The 19,303-nt window shown below is 70.2% G+C and carries 22 protein-coding genes and 1 tRNA gene; 14 read left to right on the plus strand and 9 right to left on the minus strand.

Annotated features, from left to right (window positions below; translation table 11 throughout):
* Positions 1–235 precede the first annotated feature (235 nt).
* The 5 genes from ACTIE5_RS00005 to ACTIE5_RS00025 all read left to right on the plus strand — a co-directional run bounded on the left by ACTIE5_RS00005 (position 236) and on the right by ACTIE5_RS00025 (position 3,651).
* Positions 236–1,702 (plus strand): N-acyl-D-amino-acid deacylase family protein, encoded by a 1,467-nt coding sequence (locus ACTIE5_RS00005; RefSeq protein WP_439547636.1) that lies wholly within the window; start codon positions 236–238, stop codon positions 1,700–1,702.
* Positions 1,662–2,171 (plus strand): hypothetical protein, encoded by a 510-nt coding sequence (locus ACTIE5_RS00010; RefSeq protein ID WP_439547637.1) that lies wholly within the window; start codon positions 1,662–1,664, stop codon positions 2,169–2,171. Before ACTIE5_RS00005 ends, ACTIE5_RS00010 begins: the two co-directional genes overlap by 41 nt.
* A 68-nt stretch (positions 2,172–2,239) precedes the next feature.
* Positions 2,240–2,842 (plus strand): LysE family translocator, encoded by a 603-nt coding sequence (locus ACTIE5_RS00015; RefSeq protein WP_439547638.1) that lies wholly within the window; start codon positions 2,240–2,242, stop codon positions 2,840–2,842.
* Between the two features lie 70 nt (positions 2,843–2,912).
* Positions 2,913–3,353, plus strand: coding sequence for a Rap1a/Tai family immunity protein (locus ACTIE5_RS00020; RefSeq protein ID WP_439547639.1), 441 nt, complete (start codon positions 2,913–2,915; stop codon positions 3,351–3,353).
* 13 nt (positions 3,354–3,366) lie between these two features.
* Entirely contained in the window at positions 3,367–3,651 is a 285-nt protein-coding gene (locus ACTIE5_RS00025; RefSeq protein WP_439547640.1) for a glycine zipper domain-containing protein, read from the plus strand.
* A gap of 11 nt (positions 3,652–3,662) precedes the next feature.
* Here the strand turns inward: ACTIE5_RS00025 and ACTIE5_RS00030 are convergent, their stop codons facing one another.
* Both ACTIE5_RS00030 and ACTIE5_RS00035 read right to left on the minus strand, forming a co-directional pair.
* Complete coding sequence (locus ACTIE5_RS00030; RefSeq protein WP_439547641.1) at positions 3,663–4,244, minus strand: thiamine pyrophosphate-dependent enzyme; 582 nt, start codon at positions 4,242–4,244, stop codon at positions 3,663–3,665.
* A gap of 2 nt (positions 4,245–4,246) precedes the next feature.
* A complete protein-coding gene (locus ACTIE5_RS00035; RefSeq protein WP_439547642.1) occupies positions 4,247–4,774 on the minus strand; it encodes a thiamine pyrophosphate-binding protein in 528 nt (175 codons plus the stop codon).
* Positions 4,775–4,870: 96 nt separating this feature from the next.
* Between ACTIE5_RS00035 and ACTIE5_RS00040 the strand changes: the two genes are divergently transcribed.
* The gene (locus ACTIE5_RS00040) at positions 4,871–5,815 is read left to right on the plus strand and encodes a LysR family transcriptional regulator (protein ID WP_439547643.1); all 945 of its coding nucleotides are present in this window, start codon (positions 4,871–4,873) and stop codon (positions 5,813–5,815) included.
* A 76-nt stretch (positions 5,816–5,891) separates the two neighbouring features.
* Positions 5,892–7,061, plus strand: a complete 1,170-nt coding sequence (locus ACTIE5_RS00045) for an acyl-CoA dehydrogenase family protein (protein WP_439547644.1) — start codon at positions 5,892–5,894, stop codon at positions 7,059–7,061.
* On the opposite strand, the gene ACTIE5_RS00050 is transcribed toward ACTIE5_RS00045, so the two are convergent.
* Positions 7,055–7,504 (minus strand): hypothetical protein, encoded by a 450-nt coding sequence (locus tag ACTIE5_RS00050; protein ID WP_439547645.1) that lies wholly within the window; start codon positions 7,502–7,504, stop codon positions 7,055–7,057. The two genes, ACTIE5_RS00045 and ACTIE5_RS00050, sit on opposite strands and share 7 nt — an antisense overlap.
* Positions 7,505–7,515: 11 nt before the next feature.
* Between ACTIE5_RS00050 and ACTIE5_RS00055 the strand changes: the two genes are divergently transcribed.
* The gene (locus ACTIE5_RS00055; protein WP_439547646.1) at positions 7,516–8,661 is read left to right on the plus strand and encodes a CaiB/BaiF CoA transferase family protein; all 1,146 of its coding nucleotides are present in this window, start codon (positions 7,516–7,518) and stop codon (positions 8,659–8,661) included.
* Positions 8,662–9,012: 351 nt separating this feature from the next.
* Here the strand turns inward: ACTIE5_RS00055 and ACTIE5_RS00060 are convergent, their stop codons facing one another.
* Both ACTIE5_RS00060 and ACTIE5_RS00065 read right to left on the minus strand, forming a co-directional pair.
* Complete coding sequence (locus tag ACTIE5_RS00060) at positions 9,013–9,888, minus strand: N-formylglutamate amidohydrolase (RefSeq protein ID WP_439547647.1); 876 nt, start codon at positions 9,886–9,888, stop codon at positions 9,013–9,015.
* 36 nt (positions 9,889–9,924) lie between these two features.
* The gene (locus ACTIE5_RS00065) at positions 9,925–10,761 is read right to left on the minus strand and encodes a GGDEF domain-containing protein (RefSeq protein ID WP_439547648.1); all 837 of its coding nucleotides are present in this window, start codon (positions 10,759–10,761) and stop codon (positions 9,925–9,927) included.
* 78 nt (positions 10,762–10,839) lie between these two features.
* Between ACTIE5_RS00065 and ACTIE5_RS00070 the strand changes: the two genes are divergently transcribed.
* The 4 genes from ACTIE5_RS00070 to ACTIE5_RS00085 all read left to right on the plus strand — a co-directional run bounded on the left by ACTIE5_RS00070 (position 10,840) and on the right by ACTIE5_RS00085 (position 13,840).
* Positions 10,840–10,914, plus strand: a tRNA-Val gene (locus ACTIE5_RS00070).
* 88 nt (positions 10,915–11,002) lie between these two features.
* The gene (gene dctP / locus ACTIE5_RS00075; RefSeq protein ID WP_439547649.1) at positions 11,003–12,016 is read left to right on the plus strand and encodes a TRAP transporter substrate-binding protein DctP; all 1,014 of its coding nucleotides are present in this window, start codon (positions 11,003–11,005) and stop codon (positions 12,014–12,016) included.
* Complete coding sequence (locus ACTIE5_RS00080; protein ID WP_439547650.1) at positions 12,013–12,555, plus strand: TRAP transporter small permease; 543 nt, start codon at positions 12,013–12,015, stop codon at positions 12,553–12,555. Before dctP ends, ACTIE5_RS00080 begins: the two co-directional genes overlap by 4 nt.
* Positions 12,556–12,559: 4 nt before the next feature.
* Positions 12,560–13,840: a TRAP transporter large permease gene (locus ACTIE5_RS00085; RefSeq protein WP_439547651.1), complete on the plus strand. Its 1,281-nt coding sequence runs from the start codon at positions 12,560–12,562 to the stop codon at positions 13,838–13,840.
* Positions 13,841–14,006: 166 nt separating this feature from the next.
* Here the strand turns inward: ACTIE5_RS00085 and ACTIE5_RS00090 are convergent, their stop codons facing one another.
* The 4 genes from ACTIE5_RS00090 to ACTIE5_RS00105 all read right to left on the minus strand — a co-directional run bounded on the left by ACTIE5_RS00090 (position 14,007) and on the right by ACTIE5_RS00105 (position 17,394).
* A complete protein-coding gene (locus tag ACTIE5_RS00090) occupies positions 14,007–14,477 on the minus strand; it encodes a M23 family metallopeptidase (protein WP_439547652.1) in 471 nt (156 codons plus the stop codon).
* Between the two features lie 8 nt (positions 14,478–14,485).
* Positions 14,486–16,033 carry an EAL domain-containing protein gene (locus tag ACTIE5_RS00095; RefSeq protein WP_439547653.1) on the minus strand — a complete coding sequence of 516 codons (1,548 nt, stop codon included), beginning with the start codon at positions 16,031–16,033 and terminating at the stop codon, positions 14,486–14,488.
* Positions 16,034–16,122: 89 nt separating this feature from the next.
* Positions 16,123–16,671, minus strand: a complete 549-nt coding sequence (locus tag ACTIE5_RS00100) for a carboxymuconolactone decarboxylase family protein (protein ID WP_439547654.1) — start codon at positions 16,669–16,671, stop codon at positions 16,123–16,125.
* Positions 16,672–16,818: 147 nt separating this feature from the next.
* The gene (locus ACTIE5_RS00105) at positions 16,819–17,394 is read right to left on the minus strand and encodes a peroxiredoxin (protein ID WP_439547655.1); all 576 of its coding nucleotides are present in this window, start codon (positions 17,392–17,394) and stop codon (positions 16,819–16,821) included.
* A 198-nt stretch (positions 17,395–17,592) separates the two neighbouring features.
* Between ACTIE5_RS00105 and ACTIE5_RS00110 the strand changes: the two genes are divergently transcribed.
* Both ACTIE5_RS00110 and ACTIE5_RS00115 read left to right on the plus strand, forming a co-directional pair.
* Positions 17,593–18,525, plus strand: a complete 933-nt coding sequence (locus tag ACTIE5_RS00110) for a hydrogen peroxide-inducible genes activator (RefSeq protein ID WP_439547656.1) — start codon at positions 17,593–17,595, stop codon at positions 18,523–18,525.
* A 71-nt stretch (positions 18,526–18,596) separates the two neighbouring features.
* Complete coding sequence (locus ACTIE5_RS00115) at positions 18,597–19,298, plus strand: hypothetical protein (protein WP_439547657.1); 702 nt, start codon at positions 18,597–18,599, stop codon at positions 19,296–19,298.
* The last annotated feature ends 5 nt before the right edge of the window (positions 19,299–19,303 follow it).

Here is a 19,303-nt window from a genome sequence, read left to right on the forward strand (position 1 = left end):
CCGCATCCCACACCCACCAAACAGCCGCCCGACAGCAATGTCCGGCGGCTTTTTCTTGCGCAGAACGCTGCAGCACAAACAGCAACCAGCCCGATCAACAACGATCTCCCGCAGCCGGCTTGGCGCGGATGCGCTATTCTGTTTCGCTGCGTCCGGGGGATGGGTCGGGATCAGCCACGGCCAGCGCGACCTGTCCCGCATCGTGCCACCGATCCTTGACGCCTAGGAACATCCCATGGCCCTCCGCTGCGACCTCATCATCCGCGACGCGACGCTGTTCGACGGCACGGGCGCGCCCCGGCGCGTCGGCGATATCGGCGTGAAGGGCGATCGGATCGCCGCGATGGGGGACCTCGGCGGCGCCTCGGGGGATCGGGAGGTGATCGCGACCGGCAAGGCCGTGGCGCCTGGCTTCATCGATGCCCACACCCATGACGACCGCGCCGTGCTGATGGGCCCCGCCGGCACCACCTGCAAGACCAGCCAGGGCGTTACCACGGTCGTCTGCGGTTGCTGCGGCGTCTCTCTCGCCCCCGCGCGGTTCAAGACGGCGCCGCCGCCCCCGCTCGACCTGATCGGGGCGGAGGGCTGGTGGCGTTTCGGCGATTTCGGGGACTACGCTCACGCGATCAACTCCAAGGGCTCCGAGGTCAATGTCTATGCCCTCGTCGGCAACCAGACGCTGCGCGTGGAGGCGATGGAGGGCGATGTGATGCGCCCCGCCAATGACCGGGAGATCAACCACATGCATGCCCGCGTGAAGCAGGCCATGCAGGAAGGCGCCTCCGGCTTCTCGACCGGCCTCTACTACGACCCCAACAAGCATGCGACGACCGAAGAGGTGATCGCGATCACCGAGGCGCTTAAGCCCTATGACGGCCTCTATTCCACGCATATGCGCGACGAGGCCGATCGGGTCCTGGCCTCGATCGAGGAGACGATGCGCATCGGCAAGAAGGCCGGCGTCGCGGTGCAGATCAGCCACCACAAATGCTCGCTGCCGGAGAATTACGGGCGGTCCGTGCAGACCCTTCCGCTGATCGAAGCCTATTCGCGCACGCAGGAAGTCGCCTACGACGTCTACCCCTACCCCGCGGGATCCACGGTGCTGATGCCGGATCGCCTGCGGGACGACGTGCCGGTGATGATCACCTGGTCGGTTCCCCACCCGGAGATGGCGGGGAAGTACCTGGCGGACATCGCCCGCGGCTGGAACACGGATATCCGCGCGGCCGCGCAGAAGCTGACGCCGGCCGGGCAGATCAGTTTCCAGATGGATGAGGATGACGTGCAGCGCATCATGGCGCATCCGCTGTCCATGATCGGCAGCGATGGCATCCCGCATGACGCGCATCCGCACCCCCGGCTCTGGGGCACCTTCCCCCGCGTGCTCGGCCACTACGCGCGCGGCCTGAACCTGTTCAGCATGGAAACCGCCATCCACAAGATGACCGGGCGCTGCGCGGAGGCCTATGGCATCGTGGATCGCGGCGTGCTGCGGGAAGGCGCCTATGCCGATCTGGTGCTGTTCGACCCCGCGACGGTGATCGATGCCGCGACCTTCGACACGCCGATGGTGCCCTCCATCGGCATCGAGGAGGTCTGGGCCAATGGCGTCGCGACCTTCCGGCACGGTGTGGGCGACAAGGGCGGCGCGACGGGTGCCCGGCCCGGGCGCCTGGTCACACGGCACCGGGCCTGATCCGCTGGCCCGTTTCCTCCCTGCCTGGCTGCCCCTGAAGCGGCGCGTCGCCAATGACGACACGCCGGCGCCGGAGGGGAAGCAGCATACCGGCCGCAACGCCCTCATCATGGTGGCGCTGATGCTGGTTGGGCTGCTGGTGGCGTCCCAGGTCTTCCGGGGCGGCTGGACGGCGGGGCCGACGGAGATGGAGCGCTATGTACGGTCCGGCCCGCGGATCGGCGCGCAGGAGCTGGAACGGGATCTGCGCGCCGCGCATCCCCCGGGCAGCGAGATCGGCCCGCTTTTTGGTCGGCTGTCCCGCTTCGGCTTCACCTGCGGGGCGCCGCTCGTGGCGGGGGCGGCGGTGGAATGCCGCTACCGCGCGCGGCGGGACGACAACCGCCTGATCTCCGTCACGCTGGATGTGGCGCATGACGGGGTGCGGGTGCAGGCGATCGCGGCGCGGATGGCGGTCACCAACCCCTGATGCAAACGCGGGGCTGCTATATGGGTCAGTTATATTGACCTTTATCCCCTGACTGGCAGGCTGGGCGCATGACGGAATGGCTCCCCCTGCTGGGCTTCGCGATCGCCACCTCGGTCACGCCGGGGCCTAATGTGCTGATGGTGGCGGCCGGCGCGGCCAGCCATGGGGTGCGGGGCGTCGTGCCGCACATGCTGGGCATCACCGTCGGCTTCGGCGCGATGCTGCTGCTGGTGGGGCTTGGCCTGGCGGGGCCGCTCGCGGCCAGCGCCTGGCTGCATGAGGCGATGCGTTGGGCTGGTGCGGCCTGGCTGCTCTGGCTGGCCTGGAAGATCGCCTCCGCGCCGGTATCGGACCGAAAGGGGGCGGGTGAGGGGCCCCGGCGCCCACCTATGGGGTTCCGCAGCGCGGCGCTGTTCCAATGGGTCAACCCCAAGGCCTGGATGATCGCGGCGGCGGTGACGCCCGCCTTCACCCGGGCGGGGGAGCCGCTGCTGCCGCAGGTCGTCGCCATCTCCGCCGCCTTCATCGCCGTCTCCCTGCCATGCCTGCTGGTCTGGGCGGGGATCGGCGCGGGGGCGGGGCGGTTCCTGGGCAGCCCGGCACGGCTGCGCGCCTTCAACATCCTGATGGCGCTGCTGCTGGTGGCGAGCCTGGTGCCGACTCTTCGCTAGGTAGCGGAACCGTTTCCCATCGCGCGCGTTCCTTGCGCGGCCGAACTTGTCGGCCACAGGGGAGCACGCCATGCGGCAGACGACGATACCCATTGCGCTCGCGCTATGCCTGGCGGCGGGGGCGGCCACCGCCCAGCCTGCGGCCACCCGGCAGCAGGAAGACCTGATCGACCATGTCGCCACCGTCTCCGACCTCGCGGCGGTGTGCCAGCCGAGCTGGGGCGGCGTGCCGCGGCTGGAGGCGATCGCCTATTGCCAGGGATTCCTGACCGCGGCCGGCCAGTACCACACGCTGTTGCACCCCGCTTCCAGCCCAATGCGGCCGCTCTTCTGCGTCCCGACGCCGGGGCCGACCGTCGCGGAATCCGGCATCGCCTTCAGCAATTGGGCGCGCGCCAATCCGCAATATGCGCGGGAGCCGGCGCTGGATGGGATGCTGCGCTGGGCGCAGGCGACCTTCCCCTGCCCGCAACCCACGCCCCCGGCCCGCGCCCCGCGCGCGGCCCGCTGAGGAGGACGCCATCATGCACAAGATCAAGCTCGGCATGCTGTTGGCCGCGGGCCTCGGCCTTTCCGCCTGCGGCGACCTCAACCCGACGCAGCAGCGCACGGCGACCGGTGCGCTCGGCGGCGGTGCCATTGGCGGCATCCTCGGCAGTTTCAGCGGCAATACGGGGCTGGGCGCGCTGCTCGGCGCCGGTGTCGGCGCCGGCGGCGGCTACCTCTATGACCAGTCCCAGCAGTCGCGGCAGCCCTACTACGACAATCGCGGCCGCGGCCGCGGGCGGGACCGCGACCGCTACCGGTAGGGCCGGCGCCGTCAGGCCGGGCTGAAGCCCAGCGCCTGGCGGAAGCGGTTCTTCACATGGACCGCGTCCCGGGGCGGCAAGGCGCGGGGCAGATTTTCGGCGGTGATCTTCACCACGGCCAGGTTCAGCCCGGCCATGGCGTGGATGCGGCGGCGAAGCGGCTCCACGCCCTGGCGCTCCGTCACCAGATCCACCGTGGGAAAGCCGCAGGCCGCGGCCACCCGGTCCAGTTCAAGCCCCTGGCCGGTGTGGCTCGGCTGCATCCCCGTCTCCCCGAAATGGCCGTTGTCGAGGATGACGAGGGAGAGGTTCGGCGGGCGTCGCAGCGCGATGGTCGCCAGCGCGCCGAAGCCCATCAGCGCCTCCCCATCCCCCGTGATGACCACGACCGGGCGCGTGGGCTGCGCGGTCGCCAGGCCGAGCCCCACCGTCATCGCGCTGCCCATCGCGGCCCAGAGGTAGTAGTTCAGATCGTGGTCGCCGGCGGCCATCACATCGTAGCTCGGCGAACCGAGGCCGCTGACGACCATCAACCCGCCGCGGTCCCGCAGCAGATCGGCGACGACCGCGCGGCGGTCGAGGTTTCCACTCATCGTCATTGCACCCACGCCTTCTCACCGATCAGTCGCTGGCCGAGCAGCACGGCGCAGGCGCCATCGCCCTCGAACGCCATCGTCGCGGCGCCCTTCAGCAGGGGTGCCACATCCTGCGGCGCATCGGCGCGCCAGGTCATGACGCCCATCAGCTTGAGCGCGGCCTCCGTCGCCTGGCCCATCGGGTTCTGGTGCTGGTTGAACTCCGCCCAGTCGCCGCGCATCGTCACCACCGTCAGGAAGGGGAAGCGCGCCATCGCGACCAGCCCCAGCGTGTTGATGCAATTGCCGACGCCGGAGGATTGCATCAGCAGTGCGCCCCGCTCCCCGCCCAGCCAGGCGCCGGCGAGGTAGCCGATGCCTTCCTCCTCCGTCGTCAGGACCACGGCGGTGATGTCGGGATCGGCCTCCGCCAGGCGCAGCGCGGTGGCGTGGCCGGCATCCGGCACATAGGCGATGTGCTTCACCCCGGCGGCCTTCAGCACGTCGAAGACCTGCCTGCGCCAATCGGGGCTTTCGTTCGGTGTCATGGTGTCCCTCCTTCTGGTGCCGGTGATGATGACGCGGGGAGGGGCATAGCGGGACTATAAGGTTGTGCATTGAGCTATGCCGTGATGGGATGGCTCATGGACCTCCGGCAGCTCAATACTTTCGTGCAGGTGGCGGAACTCGGCAGCCTCAGCCGGGCCAGCGACCGGCTCCGCATCGCCCAGCCCGCGCTCAGCCGGCAGATCAGGCTGCTGGAGGAGGAGCTGCGCGTGCCGCTCTTCACCCGCCATGGTCGCGGCATGGTGCTGACGGCGGCGGGGGAACGGCTGCGCACGCGGGCGGCCTCCATCCTGCGCGACGTGGAGGAGACGCGCGCGGGGCTGATGGAGGAAGCCGGCGCGGTGCGCGGCCGCGTCATCTTCGGCATGCCGCCGACGGTCGGCGCGGTGGTGGCGAACCGCCTGGTGGAACGCTTCCTGACCGCGCATCCCGAGGTGAAGCTGCGCGTCGTCCAGGCCTTCAGCGGCTACCTGCTGGAATGGCTGCAGGGGGGCGAGGTCGATATCGCCGTCGTCTATGCGGGCGCGCGGGCGGCGGGGGTCAGGGCCTCACCCTTGCTGGTGGAGACGCTGTGCTTCGTCACCGCCAGCGGCCAGGTGCCATCGCCGCATCACGGCATCGGCTTCGCCGCGGTGGCGGCGCATCGCCTGATCCTGCCCGGGCCGCAGCACGGCCTGCGCCTGCTGGTGGAGGCGGAGGCGGAGCGCCGGGGCCTGGCGCTGGATGTGGCGGTGGAGGCCGATGATTTGACCGTGCTGAAGGGCCTGGTGCTGCGCGGCCTCGGCGCCACCATCCTGCCCCGCGCCGCGGTGCATGAGGAGGTGGAGGCCGGAAGGCTGCACGCCGCCCCCATCATCGACCCGCATCTGTCCCGCAAGCTGGTGGTGGCGGAACCGCTGGGCCGCCAGCCCGGCAACGCGGTGCGTCGCTTCGCGGAGATGCTGCGCGAGGAGGTGGGCGCCATGGTGGAATCCGGCGTCTGGGACGGGCAGCTGATCGCCGCCGATACAAAGCCGGCATAGGTGATCGGCCGCGATTGTAGTATCCGCGCCACCCCGCCCGCGCCAGATTGCGCCGGATTGCCCCGAGGAAGCCGCCATGGACATGCATCAGCCCGCGACCGATCCCTATGCCGAGATCCGGGCCGAGGTCCGCAAGCTCTGCGCGCGTTTCCCGGGTGAATACTGGCGGGAGCTGGATGCGCGGCGCGGCTACCCCACGGAATTCGTCACGGCGCTGACGGAAAGCGGCTATTTGGCCGCGCTGATCCCAGAGGAATTCGGCGGCGCCGGCCTGAAGCTGTCCGGTGCGGCCGCGATCCTGGAGGAGATCCACGCCAGCGGCAGCAATGGCGCGGCCTGCCATGCGCAGATGTACATCATGGGCACCATCCTCAAGCATGGCAGCCCGGCCCAGAAGGCGCAGTACCTGCCGGGCATCGCGGATGGATCGCTGCGCCTGCAGGCCTTCGGCGTGACGGAGCCGACGAGCGGCACGGACACCACCGCGCTGCGCACGACGGCGAAGCGCGAGGGCGACAAGTGGATCGTCAACGGCCAGAAGATCTGGACCAGCCGGGCGGAGCATTCCGATTTGATGCTGCTGCTGGCGCGCACGACGCCGAAGGACCAGGTGGCGAAGAAGACCGATGGGCTGTCCACCTTCATCGTGGACATGCGCAAGGCACTCGGCAACGGCCTGACCATCCGCCCCATCCGCACGATGATGAACCACAATTCCTGCGAGGTCTTCTTCGACAACATGGAAGTCCCCGCCGAGAACCTCGTCGGCGTGGAGGGCAAGGGTTTCCGCCAGATCCTCGACGGCATGAATGCCGAGCGGCTGCTGATTGCCAGCGAATGCGTGGGTGATGCGCGCTGGTTCACGGAACGCAGCGTGGCCTATGCGAAGGAACGCGTGCTGTTCGGACGCCCGATCGGGCAGAACCAGGGCGTGCAGTTCCCGATCGCCAAGGCCTATGCGCAGATGCGCGCCGCGGAAGCCATCGTGAAGCAGGGGCTTGAGAAGTTCGAGGCCGGCCTGAACTGCGGTGAGGAAGCGAATATGGGCAAGATGCTCGCCGCCGATGCCGCCTGGGCGGCCGCGGAGGCCTGCGTGCAGACCCATGGCGGCTTCGGCTTCGCCGAGGAATACGACATCGAGCGCAAGTTCCGCGAGACCAGGCTGTACCAGGTGGCGCCGATCAGCACGAACCTCGTGCTGAGCTACATCGGCGAGCATGTGCTGGGGATGCCGCGGAGCTATTGAGCCTCCATCGCGCGATGGTGGCGGATCAGGTCGGGGCCACAGGACAGCTTGCGGGCCAGCGGCGTCTCCGGCGCGACCAGGCGCCAGAAGGGCGCGGGGTCCTCCGCCATCCGCTCCAGCGCGCGCTCCGCGACGATGCGGAGGAAGATGGCGGTGGAGGTGGGGCAGGTGGCGTCGGCACCGTGTTCCCGCGCGAGGTCGGCGCGCAGCGCGGCGATGTCGCGCGTCTCGCCGGCGGGGATGGCGCGGATGCGCGCCTCCAGCAGCGCGGGCGTCGCGATGAACAGGCGCTGGCCGGCACGAAGGCCTGCGAAGGGTTTTTCGAGTATGGCCACATGGGCAGGCTTGGCGCCGTGATATTTATGATCCCAGCTCTTCGGCATGAAGGCACCCCGGTGCATCGTATCGGCGCGGAAATGGTGGCTGCGGGGCAGTCGCGGCAAGGGGGGATGGCTTGACCGATCTTGCGCAACAGCGGGGCAAGCCGCTGGCGGGGCTGCTGGTGGTGGCCATGGAACAGGCCGTCGCCGCGCCAACCTGTTCGGTGAAGCTCGCCGATGCCGGCGCGCGGGTCATCAAGATCGAACGCGCGGAGGGCGACTTCGCCCGCGGCTACGACACCGCCGCGGCGGGGCAGTCCAGCTACTTCGTCTGGCTGAACCGGGGGAAGGAGAGCCTGGCCCTCGACATCAAGAACCCCGAGGACAAGGCGCTGCTCGGGCGGCTGCTGGCCCGCGCGGATGTCTTTATCCAGAACCTGGCGCCAGGCGCGATGGAGCGGGCGGGGTTCGGCAGCGCCGCGCTGCGCGAAAAGCACCCGCGGCTGATCACCGTCGACATCTCCGGCTACGGGGAGGAAGGCGAGTATGCCGCGATGAAGGCCTATGACCTGCTGGTGCAGGCGGAAAGTGGGCTCGCCGCCATCACGGGCCATCCGGCGGGGCCGGGGCGCGTCGGTGTTTCCGTCGTCGACATCGCCTGCGGGATGAACGCCCATGCGGCGGTGCTGGAGGCGCTGATCGAGCGCGGCATCACCGGGCGCGGCAAGGGCATCGCCGTCTCGCTCTTCGACGGCATGGCGGATTGGATGAATGTGCCCCTGCTGTATTTCGAGGGCACGGGGAAGGCACCGGCGCGGGTCGGGCTCGCGCATCCCTCGATCTGTCCCTATGGCGCCTTCGCGTGTTCCGACGGGGCGCTGGTGCTGATCTCCATCCAGAATGAGCGCGAATGGATGGGCCTCTGCGCGGGCTTCATGGGCGATGCGGCGATCGCCGCGCGGCCGGGCTGGGGCAGCAACAATGACCGCGTCGCCAACCGCGCGGCGGTGGATGCGGAGGTCGCGCGCCACTTCGCCGGGCTGACCCGGGCGGAGGCGGCGGCCCGTCTGAACGCGGCGGGCATCGCCTATGGCTTCGTGAACGGGGTGGCGGAGTTGGCGGCGCATCCGGCGCTGCGGCGGCTCGCGGTGGAGACTCCGGCGGGCATCGTCTCCATGGCCGCGCCGGCGGCCCGATTCGCGGATGGCGCGCGCGTATACGGCCGGGTTCCCGCGCTGGGTGAGCACGGGGCGGCGATCCGGGCGGAATTCGCGGGTTAAGGGCTGCTGCGCAGGCAGGCAAAGCTTGCCACGAATGCTCCCTTTCGGATGATTGCTTGGGCGTTCGTTAAGCGTTGGGCGCAGATCATTAACGTTTTCATGCGGCTGACGCATGCCTGGGCTGCGAGGGCAAAAAGACCTTGCAGCGGGGGTAGGCGGTCCCTATTTTGTGCATCGCAGCAACACAGCATCGCTGGGTTGTCTGTCTTTCTTGGACGTTTCCTCCCTAAACTCGGCGGTCCCTCACGGGACCGCCCTTTTTTTTGCCCGGGCGGGCGAGGAAGGAATCAAGGGCTTACGCGGCGCGGTTGAACCGTCGCGAGGGCAGCCTGGCGACCCCGGCCACCGATATCAGCGCAAAAAGGTCCAGTCCGTCCCCGCCAGGACGCTGATGAGCCGCTTCAGGTCCCGCGTTAGCGGCCCCATCCCCGGCGCCCGTTCCACCCGTGCCTCATCCATGTAGAGGCTGCGCGCGATCTCGATCTGCAGCGCATGCACGGCTTCCCGCGGGCGGCCGTAATGGCGGGTGACGTAGCCGCCGGCATAGGGGTCGTTGCGCCGCACGCGGTAGCCCATGCCGGAAAGCGTTTCCTCCACCAGGCGGGTGGCGCGGGGGGCGCAGGCGGTGCCATGCGCGTCGCCCAGCACGAAATCGGCCGGGTTGCCGCCATGGGCGGGATGCGCGGGCATGGAGTGGCAATCGATCAGCAGGCAGACGCCGAAGGCGGATCGCGTATCGGCGATCAATTCGCCCAGCGCCGCGTGGTAGGGCTGCCAGCAGCGGCGGATTCGGTCCTCGGCCTCCGCGAAGGGCAGCTTGTGGCGGTAGACGGGCTCACCGCTCGCCACCACGCGGGCGATGGTGCCGAGGCCGGCGCCGACGCGGGGGCTCGCGCTGTTCACCCAGGCGGGGAGGGGGCCATCGAACATCGTCGGGTCCAGCTCCCACGGCTCCCGGTTCGCATCGCAATAGACGCGGGGGAAGGTGGCGGTGAGCAGCGGCGCGCCATAGCCCGGGGCGGCGGCGAAGAGTTCGTCGACGAAGCTGTCCTCGCTGCGGCGAAGCGCGGTCGCGTCGAGCCGCGCGCCGGCCAGGAAGGCAGGGCTGTAGTTCGTGCCGCTATGCGGGGAGGCGAAGACCACTGGCACGGTCTGCCGTTCCGGCCGCGCGATGCGGAAGGGCGGCAGATCAGCGGCGGGCGCCTCGGTCTTGAGGGGGAGGTCCATGGATCGCCCGATCAAGCCACAGCGCGACCCCTGCTGTCACCCCGCCTGCGCCACTTCGACGCGGTCCCGCCCCCTCTCCTTGGCCGCATAGAGGGCGAGGTCGGAGGCGGCGAGGGCGGCCTTCAGGCTTTGCGTGGCATCCCCTCCACCCAGCGTGGCGATGCCGATGGAGACGGTCGTCACCGAATCCCCGCCCTCGGGGTGGGGGACTTCCGCGCGGACGGCCTGGCGCAGGCGCTCCGCCAGGGTGGCGGCCTCCGCCAGGCTGGTGGCGGGGAGGAGGGCGGCGAATTCCTCGCCGCCCAGCCGGCCCAGCACATCGCCGGCGCGCAACTGCCCGGCCATGGCGCGGGCGGCGCCGGCCAGCACGACATCGCCGGCGGCATGGCCCCAGCCATCGTTGATGCGCTTGAAGCGATCGAGGTCGAAGGCCAGCAGCGCCACGGGCTGGCCCTGGCGGCGGCAGGTGGCGATGGCGGCATGGGCCTGGGCCTCGAACCCCCGGCGGTTGGCCAGGCCGGTCAGCAGGTCCGTCACCGACAGCGCCGCGAGCTGCGCCAGCGCCGCGTCGCGCTGCGCCATCACCTGCATGACGCGCAGCGCCAGCAGCGGCACCGCGAGGTCGAAGCCGATCCAGAGCCAGTTGGTGAGGCTGATGGGAGCGGTCGGGGCCTGCACCACGTTCCACCAGCTGTCCTGCACCGCCTCCGCCACGCCGATGCCGAGCACGAGGGCCATGAGGCCCAGCACCGGCTCCGGCTTCCCCTGGCGGGACGCGGCCGCGAGGCGCCAGAGCGCCAGCACGGCGGCCAGGCCGCAAAGGCCGCCCATCAGCAGCCGCGCGAGGAGGAAGAGGATGTTGTCGGTGGTCATGCCGGCCTGGAGGAGTCCCGCTTCGGGGGGCTTGTCTCGCCTCCGCCGGGGCGCTAATCAGCGGGCCTCCGGACGGTGGGGCGCTTAGCTCAGCGGTAGAGCACTACCTTGACACGGTAGGGGTCACAGGTTCAATCCCTGTAGCGCCCACCACTATCCCCCGCGCATCCCATCCATGACGTTGACCGGCGACGCCTGCTGTCGCAAACCTCGCCCGCCAGATCGGGGAGAGAACAACGCCATGCGCCGCCGCCATCTTCTTGCTGCCTCAACCGCCGCCATGGGCGCCGCCATCGCCATGCCGGGAATCGCCCGCGCGCAGGCCACGGTGACGATGCGCCTGTCCCACCAGTTCCCGCCCGCGCACCACAATGCGCGCGTCATCGCATCCTTCGCCGAGGATGTGGCCGCGCGGTCGAACGGCCAGGTGGCCGTGCAGGTCTTCCCGGCGGAGCAGCTCGCCCGCGCGGGCGAGAATTTCCCGGGCGTCGCGCGCGGGTCCTTCGAGGCCGCGGCCGCGGTGAATTTCCAGTGGGGCACGACCCTGCCGGAGATGAACGCGATGACCGTGCCCTACTTCTTCACGGATTTCCCGCGCATCCAGCGCTTCGTCGGCAGCGACGCGGCCAGGTTCCTGGAGACGGCGCTGGAACGGCGCGCGGTGAAGAACCTCATGTGGCTCTACACCACCCGCCAGAGCATTTTCACCAGCGGCCGCAGGCCGATCGTGAACCTGGAGGATTTCCGCGGGCTCAAGATCCGCGGCCTCAATTCGCTGACGGACAATGCGCTGACGGCGGTGGGCGCGGCGCCTTCCTCCATGCCCGGGCCGGAAGTGCCGCAGGCGCTGCAATCCGGCGTGCTGGATGCGGGGCTCACGGACCTCTCCGCCGCCGTGTCGCGCCGCTTCTACGAAGTGCAGCGCTTCGGCACCGTCACGCCCTACTTCGCCGTCATCAGCCATGTCTACGTCAACCCGCGCTGGTACAACGGCCTGCGCCCCGAACACCGCGCGGCGATCGACGCGGCCGCGCGCAAGGCGGAGATCGACCAGCTGCGCGTGACGGAGGAAACCGCCGCCGCGGCCGTCGCCGAACTCCGCGCCAAGGGCATGACGATCCATGAGCAGACGCCGCAGGAACTCGCGACCTGGCGCGGCGCGATGCAGCAGCCCGTGATCGACGCCTTCCTGCGCATCGCGCCGGAAGGCGGCGCCCGCATCCTGGAACTGCTGCGCGGCATCCCTGCCGCGTGAAGCTGGTGCAGCGCCTGGCGGCCATCCTGAGTCGCGTCGCCGTCGCCATCGGGTCGGTGGCGACGGTGACGTGCCTGTTCCTCGTCGGCTACTCCGTGGTGATGCGCTACGCCTTCGGCGCGCCGCAGCCCTGGGTGGACAAGGTGGCGGGGTGGCTGGTGCTGGGGCTGGTGATGCTGGCGGCGCCGGAGGCGCAACGGCGCTTCGAGCATATCGGCGTGGATGTCGCGGTGTCGAAGCTCGGCCCCAGGCTGGCGCGCGCCGCACATCTCATCGGCACGCTCAGCGTCGCGGCGGTGGCGGCGGTGCTGGTCTATGCGGGCTGGGAGGCGATCGAATTCAGCCTGATGGTCGGCATGATGACGGATATCGACGGCGTGCCGGAATGGTGGATCCAGCTGCTGCTGCCCATCGGTGCCGGGCTGCTGCTGGTGGTGGCGCTGGTGCAGAGCCTGGTGCTGGCACTCGGCGGGCGGCCCGACCACCTGCCGACGGGCGACGAGGAATTGCCGCGCGACACGCTGGCGCGCGGGGAGTGAATTCGTGACCTTCCTGATCCTGCTCGCGGTGCTGATCGGGCTGCTCTACCTCGGCATGCCGATGTTCGCGGCGCTGTTCCTGCTGCCGCTCGGCGTCCTCATCGCGCTCGAAGGCGGCGTGCCGGCACTGGGCGAGATGGTGATCGGCAAGCTGGATGGCTACCTGCTGGTGGCCATCCCGCTGTTCATGCTGATGGCGCATATCATGGTGCGCGGACGTGTGGTGGATGACCTCTACAACGCCGCCTTCGCGATGATGCGCAAGGTCCGCGGCGGCGTCGGCATCGCCACCGTCGCGGCCTGCACGATCTTCGCCGCCATCAGCGGTTCATCCGTCGCGACCGCGCTGACGATCGGCAAGATCGCCATTCCGCAGATGCTGAAATACGGCATGTCCCGCAAGGGCGCCTTCGGCGTCGTCGCCGGTGGCGGCACGCTCGGCATCCTGATCCCGCCCTCCGCGCCGATGGTGCTCTACGCCTATGTGACGGAAACCTCGGTCGCCGCGCTGTTCCTGGCGGGGCTGATCCCGGGGCTGCTGATGGCGACGATGTTCGCGGCCTATTGCTTCATCACCGAGGGCAAGGCGGTGGTGCCGGCGGATGAGCCGGTGCCGGAGGCCGCGCACCAGGCCCTGGCCCGCGCGGGCTGGTCGCTGAGCCTGCCGATCTTCGTGCTCGGCGGCATCTACATGGGTGTCTTCACCGCGACGGAGGCCGCGGGGACGGGCACGCTCTACGCCCTGCTGATCGCGGGGCTGATCTACCGGACGCTGACCTGGCGGGACGTGGTGCAGGGGGTGGAGGAGGCGACGCGCACCTCCGCCATGCTGCTGATGATCATCGCGGGCGCGGCCATCTACGGCTTCATGCTGACCAAGCTGCAGGTGCCGCAGGAACTGACGAAGCTCGTCGCCGACCTTGGGCTGGGGCGCACGGGTTTTCTCATCGCCATGATGGTCCTTCTGTTCGTGCTGGGGCTGGTGCTGGAGAGCTTCTCCATCATCCTGCTGACCATGCCGGCCATCCTGCCGCTGCTGGCGCAACTCGACATCGACAAGGTCTGGTACGGCATCCTGCTGACGCTGAGCCTGGAGATGGCGTTGATCTCGCCCCCCGTCGCGCTGAACCTGGTGGTCATCAAGGCCATCACCGGCGCGCCGCTGTCGGAGGTGAACCGCAGCATCTACCCCTACATGCTGATGCTGGCCTTCGGCACCGCGATGCTGATCGCCTTCCCGGAGATCGCGCTGTGGCTGCCGCGGCAGGCGGGGTATGGCGGGTAGTGTGGCTTTTTAGTTTTTAGCCCGATTTACCCGCTTTAGCACGTTTAGCACCGTTTTCGGGGGTGCCTCGGCGGCAGCCCAGCCGTGCCGGGTGCAGTGCTGGCCAATGATGGAGAGAACGTAGCAGAAACAAAGCGGCTGGCGCCAGCGGAAACGGCGTCCTGCCTCACGCGCAGGGGCTGATCGCCAGGAACGGCGCGGGGTCCAGGTGGCGGCCTTCCCGCAGCACTTCCAGATGCAGATGCGTCCCCGTGGTGATGCCCGTGCGGCCGATGCGGCCGATCGCCTCGCCCTCCGCCACCCGGCGGCGGCCATTCGCCAGGGTGGGCGCGACGGCGCCGAGATGGGCGTAGCGCGTCACCAGCCCATCGGCGTGGCGCAGCTCCACCTCCAGCCCCGTGCCGGCGCGGGTGCGGCGGATGGTGGTGACGGTGCCGGCGGCGGCGGCGCGGACCCAGGCGCCGGCGGGGGCGGGGATGTCGATCCCCTTGTGGTCGCCGGAGGCACGCGGGTTGTCCAGGCTGCGCGGCCCGAAGGGGGAGGAGATGCAGGCCGGCGTCAGGGGCAGCGCCAGGCGCGGTTCCTCCGCCCTTGCCAGGGCGGGCGCCAGCAGCAGCAGGGACAGGGCGAGGCGCATGGCGCCTGCTACAGCGGGCCGGGCCTGCCGAACAGCCAGCCCTGGCCGTAATGGACGCCGAGGTTGCGCATGACCTCCGCCTCCTCCTCCGTCTCGATGCGTTCCGCCACCACCTTGGCGCCGACGGCCAGCGACAGATCCACCATGGCGGCGACGAAGCTGCGGTCCCTTTCGCTGGTCAGCGCGGCCTGCACGAAGGTGCCATCCACCTTCACGTAGTCCGTAGGGAAGGATTTCAGGTAGCGGAAGGCGGCGGCGCCGGCGCCGAAATCATCGATGCAGACGGGCACGCCCCGGGCGCGCAGCGCCCGCAGCGTGGAGGCGGCGGAATCCTCATCCTCGATCTCGGCGCTTTCGGTGAGCTCCACCATCACCCGCCTGGCCCCGCGCGGGTCCCGGTCCAGCAGCGCGAGGAGGCGCGTGCGGAAGGCGCGGGACTGGGTGGAGAGGCCGGAGATGTTGAAGGCGAGGTGATGGCCTTCCGCCACCGCATTGGCCGCCGCGATGGCCATGGAGGCGACGGCCAGGTCCAGTTCCTCCGTCAGGCCGATGGTCTCGGCGAGCGCGATGAAATCCTGCGGACCCTCGCCGGGTTCCAGCACGCCGGCATCCAGGCGGATCAGGGCTTCGTGGTGATGGACCTGGCGGGTTTCGAGATCGACGATGGGCTGGAAATCGAGCCGGAAGCGGCGTTCGGCCACGGTGCGGCGCAACGCCGCGGCGCGGCTGGTGACGCGGGCGACGACGCCCCCCAGCCCGTTGGCGAAGCCGGCATCGCGCAGCCCATCCGCGCCGAAGCGGGCGAAGGCGGCCAGGCCGTGGCGCAGCGCGCGAGCGGCCTGGGAGGGGGTGAGGCCATCGGTCTTCAGGTCGATGGGGGTGGCGACGATGGAGATGCCGGGATTGTCGGGGCCGAGCAGCGCCTCCAGGTGCCTGGTGACGTCCTGCAGATTGGGGAGGGAGCCGGCCTCATCCGGCACCACGCCGTACCGGCCGGGGCCGAGCCGGGCGGTGAGGCCGCCCGGGTCGGGCTGGCTGATGATCAGCCGGTCGATCCGCTGCTCGGCCTCCGTCCCCGCCACGCCCTTCACCTCCAGCAGGCCAAGCTGGGCCTTGCCGCCGGCGCGGAGCTGCTGCGTCGCCTCCCGCAGCAGGACTTCGCCATCGCAATCGTGGAAGTCGGGCGGGGAGGGCATGGGCGCGAAGGCCAGGCAGAGGCGCGGCCCGGCATCGGCGGAGGCAAGCTGGAGGCCGGAGACGGAAACGACGGTACGCGCGGCATCGGCCAGGCGGAGGGCCGTGGGGCCGAGGCGCCCATGCGCCGGCATCAGGGCGACGGCGGTCTGGAAGATGGCGCGATCCTCCGGCGCCAGCACATCGGCGGCGTCGCGGCCGATCAGGCTTTCCGGCGTGCGGCCGAGGCGGGCGCGGAAGGCGCCGGCGGCGAAGCTGATGCGGCCATCGGCCCCGACCTCGACCAACAGGTCGGCCGCGGCGAAGGCGAAGGCGACGAAGCGCTCCCGGTCTCCCAGCGAGCGTTGTTGAGCGGCGGCCATGGGCGAAGGGTAGGCCACGACAGGTTGAGGAAGCGTGTCGGGCCGGGGGGCGATCGGCCCTCTCCCCAGGGGGGGAGAGGGCTTCGCGGTCAGGCGGCGGCGCGCAGCGTGCTGGCCAGCGCGTCTTCCGCATCCAGCACGCCGGCCACCGCATGGACGACGGCGGCGATGCGCACGGAAGCCTGGACCTGTTCCTTGCTCAGCCCGCCATGCAGGACGACCTTCTCATGGCTTTCCATGCACATGCCGCAGCCATTGATGGCGGAGACGGCCAGCGACCAGAGTTCGAAATCCACCTTGTCCACGCCGGGCTTGGCCATGATGTTCATGCGCAGCCTGGCGGGCATGTTGGGGTAGTCCCCGCCCACCAGATGGGTGAAGCGGTAGTAGACGTTGTTCATGCCCATGATGGCGGCCGCCGCCTTGGCGGCGGTCAGGGCCTCGGCGGAAAGCTGCGCGCCGAATTCCGCGACCAGGGCCGCGGTCAGTTCCGCGTTGCGGCTGGCGATGGCGGCGGCGACGAAGGTGCCGGCGCGCTGCTGCTGCGTCAGCGCGGGCTCCGTCGCCAGCGAACCGATGTTGAGCTTCAGGTCCTTGGCGTAGTCGGGCAGGCGGTTGCGGATGGCTTCGAGGGACATGGGGAGGGACCTCTGGCTGGGGAAAGAGCGCGCCCCTCCCGCGCCGTCAGCGCGGGAGCGGGGGGTCTACGGGGGGCTGGATGCCCCCCGTTCGCGCGGCGCGGTAGGGTTGGAGTCGCGGCTACCGCGCCGCGCGAAGGCAAAGCTTCAGGCAGCCTTCTCGAACAGCTGCTGCGGCTTCAGGGCTTCCTCGCCCTTCGTCCAGTTGCAGGGGCAGAGTTCGTCGGTCTGCAGCGCGTCGAGCACGCGGAGCACTTCCTGCGGGTTGCGGCCGACATTCAGGCCGTTGACGGAGGCCCACTGGATGGTGCCGTTCGGATCGACGATGAAGGTCGCGCGCAGCGGCACGCCGGCTTCCTTGTCGAGGATGCCGAGCGCGGTGGAGAGCTCCCGCTTCACATCGGCGAGCATCGGGATCTCGAGGTTCTTCAGGTCCTCGTTGTAGACGCGCCAGTTCAGGTGGACGAACTCGCTGTCCGTGGACACGCCGTAGAGCACCGCGTCGCGGTCGGCGAATTCGCCGGCGAGCTTGCCGAAGGCCGCGATCTCGGTCGGGCAGATGAAGGTGAAGTCCTTCGGCCAGAAGAAGACGATCTTCCACTGGCCGGCATCGGTGCTCTCGGTGATTTCGGTGAAGGACTTGCCGGGGCCGCCCAGGCCTTCCTTGCCCGCCTTGACGGCGGTGAGCTTGAAGGCGGGGAACTTGTCGCCAACGGTCAGCATGAGGGGGAGCTCCTGTCTGCGGTTGCGCAAGGCGGCGCGGCCGGTCGCGGAATGTTTCGCGGGACCGGTCGCGGGGCATTGCTGCACTGCGATATGCTGCACCTGCTCAGTCGCTTCCAATGAATTGTTTTCCGGATTTCCATCGACCGGGCCGATCATCCGGCCCAGAAGACGGGATCGCGTTGATCGGATGGCTCGATGATCCTGCCCAGCCCCCAGCAGCTTCGCTACCTCATCGCCCTGGCGGATCACGGGCATTTCGGGCGGGCCGCGACGGCCTGCGCCGTGACGCAATCCACGCTCTCGGCGGGGCTGATCGCGCTGGAACGGCAGATGGCGGCGCAATTGCTGGAACGGGCCTCCGCCTCCAAGCGCCCGGTCTTCACGCCGCTGGGGCGGGAGGTGGTGGCGCGGGCGCGGGTGGCGCTGGCGGCGCTGGAGGCGGTGGCGGAAACCGCGGCCACGGCGCGGGACCCGCTGACGGGGCCGCTGCGGCTGGGCGTGATCCCGACCATCGGCCCCTTCCTGCTGCCCCGCCTGATGCCGGCGCTGCGGCGGGCCTATCCGCGCCTCAGGCTGTGGCTGCGGGAGGATCTGACGGAGCGCCTGGTGCAGGGGCTGGAGACCGGGCGGCTGGACCTGCTGCTGCTGGCCTTGCCGGTGGCGGTGGCGGGCGCGGCGGCGGGGCAGATGGAGACGCTGCCGCTGGGGGAGGATGCCTTCAGCGTCGCGCTGCCCGCCGGCCACCGCCTGGCGGCGCGGGAGGTGGTGCCGGTGGAGGCGCTGGCGGGGGAACGGGTGCTGCTGCTGGAGGATGGGCATTGCCTGCGGGACCACGCGGCCGCCGCCTGCGGCCTGCCGCGCGGCATCCTGCCGGCCGGGGAGGAAGGCTTCGCCGCGACCAGCCTGCACACGCTGGTGCAGATGGTGGCCGGGGGCCTTGGCGTGACCCTGCTGCCGCAACTCGCGCTGGATGGCGGGGTGCTGGCGGGCGCGCCGGTGGAGGTGCGGCGGCTTGAAGGGGCGGCGCCGGGGCGGGTGCTGGCCCTGGCCTGGCGGCCCCGAAGCCCGCGGGCGGCGGAGTTCCAGGGGCTGGGTCCGGCCGTCGCGGCGGCGATCGCGGGGGGCTGACGCAAGAGGTCGCGACAAACGTATACTATTTCTCTCGTGTTGCGTTGCGGGGGCAACGGAGAGACAGAACGATGACCATTGCCTTGTCCGGGGCTCCCCTGGCCGAGTTGCCCCTGCGCGCGCTGATCCGGTCCCGGCTGCTGCTGGGCGTGCTGGCGCTGCTGCTGCTGGTGGATGCGGGCTTCCTGGCGGCCCATGCGGGCCAGGTGATCGCGGAATGGCGGGGGCTGGTCGCGCCGGGCGCGGCGCGGTTCAGCATCGAGGCGGAGGGCGGGCCCTCCGAGATCTATGAAGGCGCGAAGGCCGGCGTTTGCGTGCTGGCGCTGGTGATCGTCGCGTGGCGGGAATCCCAGCCCGTCTATGCGGCGCTCGCGGCCGCCTTCGCGCTGGCGCTGGCCGACAATGCCCTGGCGCTGCATGAGCGTTGGGGCGCCGCGGTCGCGCAACTGCTGCCGCTGGGCCGAGGGGCGGCGCAGGCGGGCGGGGAGATCACCTTCTTCCTGGCGGCGGGGCTGCTGATGCTGGCGGCGCTGACGCTGGGCTTCACACGCAGCGCGCCGCCGCACCGGCGCATGGGCCTGCCCTTTGTCGGCCTGCTGCTGGCGCTGGGCGGCTTCGCGGTGGTGGTGGATTTGGTGCATGCCGCGGTGGCGGGGCAGCGGCGGGCCTTCGACCGGCTGTTCGGCCTGGTGGAGGATGGCGGGGAGATGGTGGTGCTCTCGCTGGCCTGCGCGCTGGCGATCGCCCTGCTGGCGGCGCTGCGCGCGCGGTGAGGCGC

The sequence above is a fragment of the Falsiroseomonas sp. genome (genome assembly GCF_051859025.1).
Taxonomy (GTDB): Bacteria; Pseudomonadota; Alphaproteobacteria; order Acetobacterales; family Acetobacteraceae; genus Falsiroseomonas.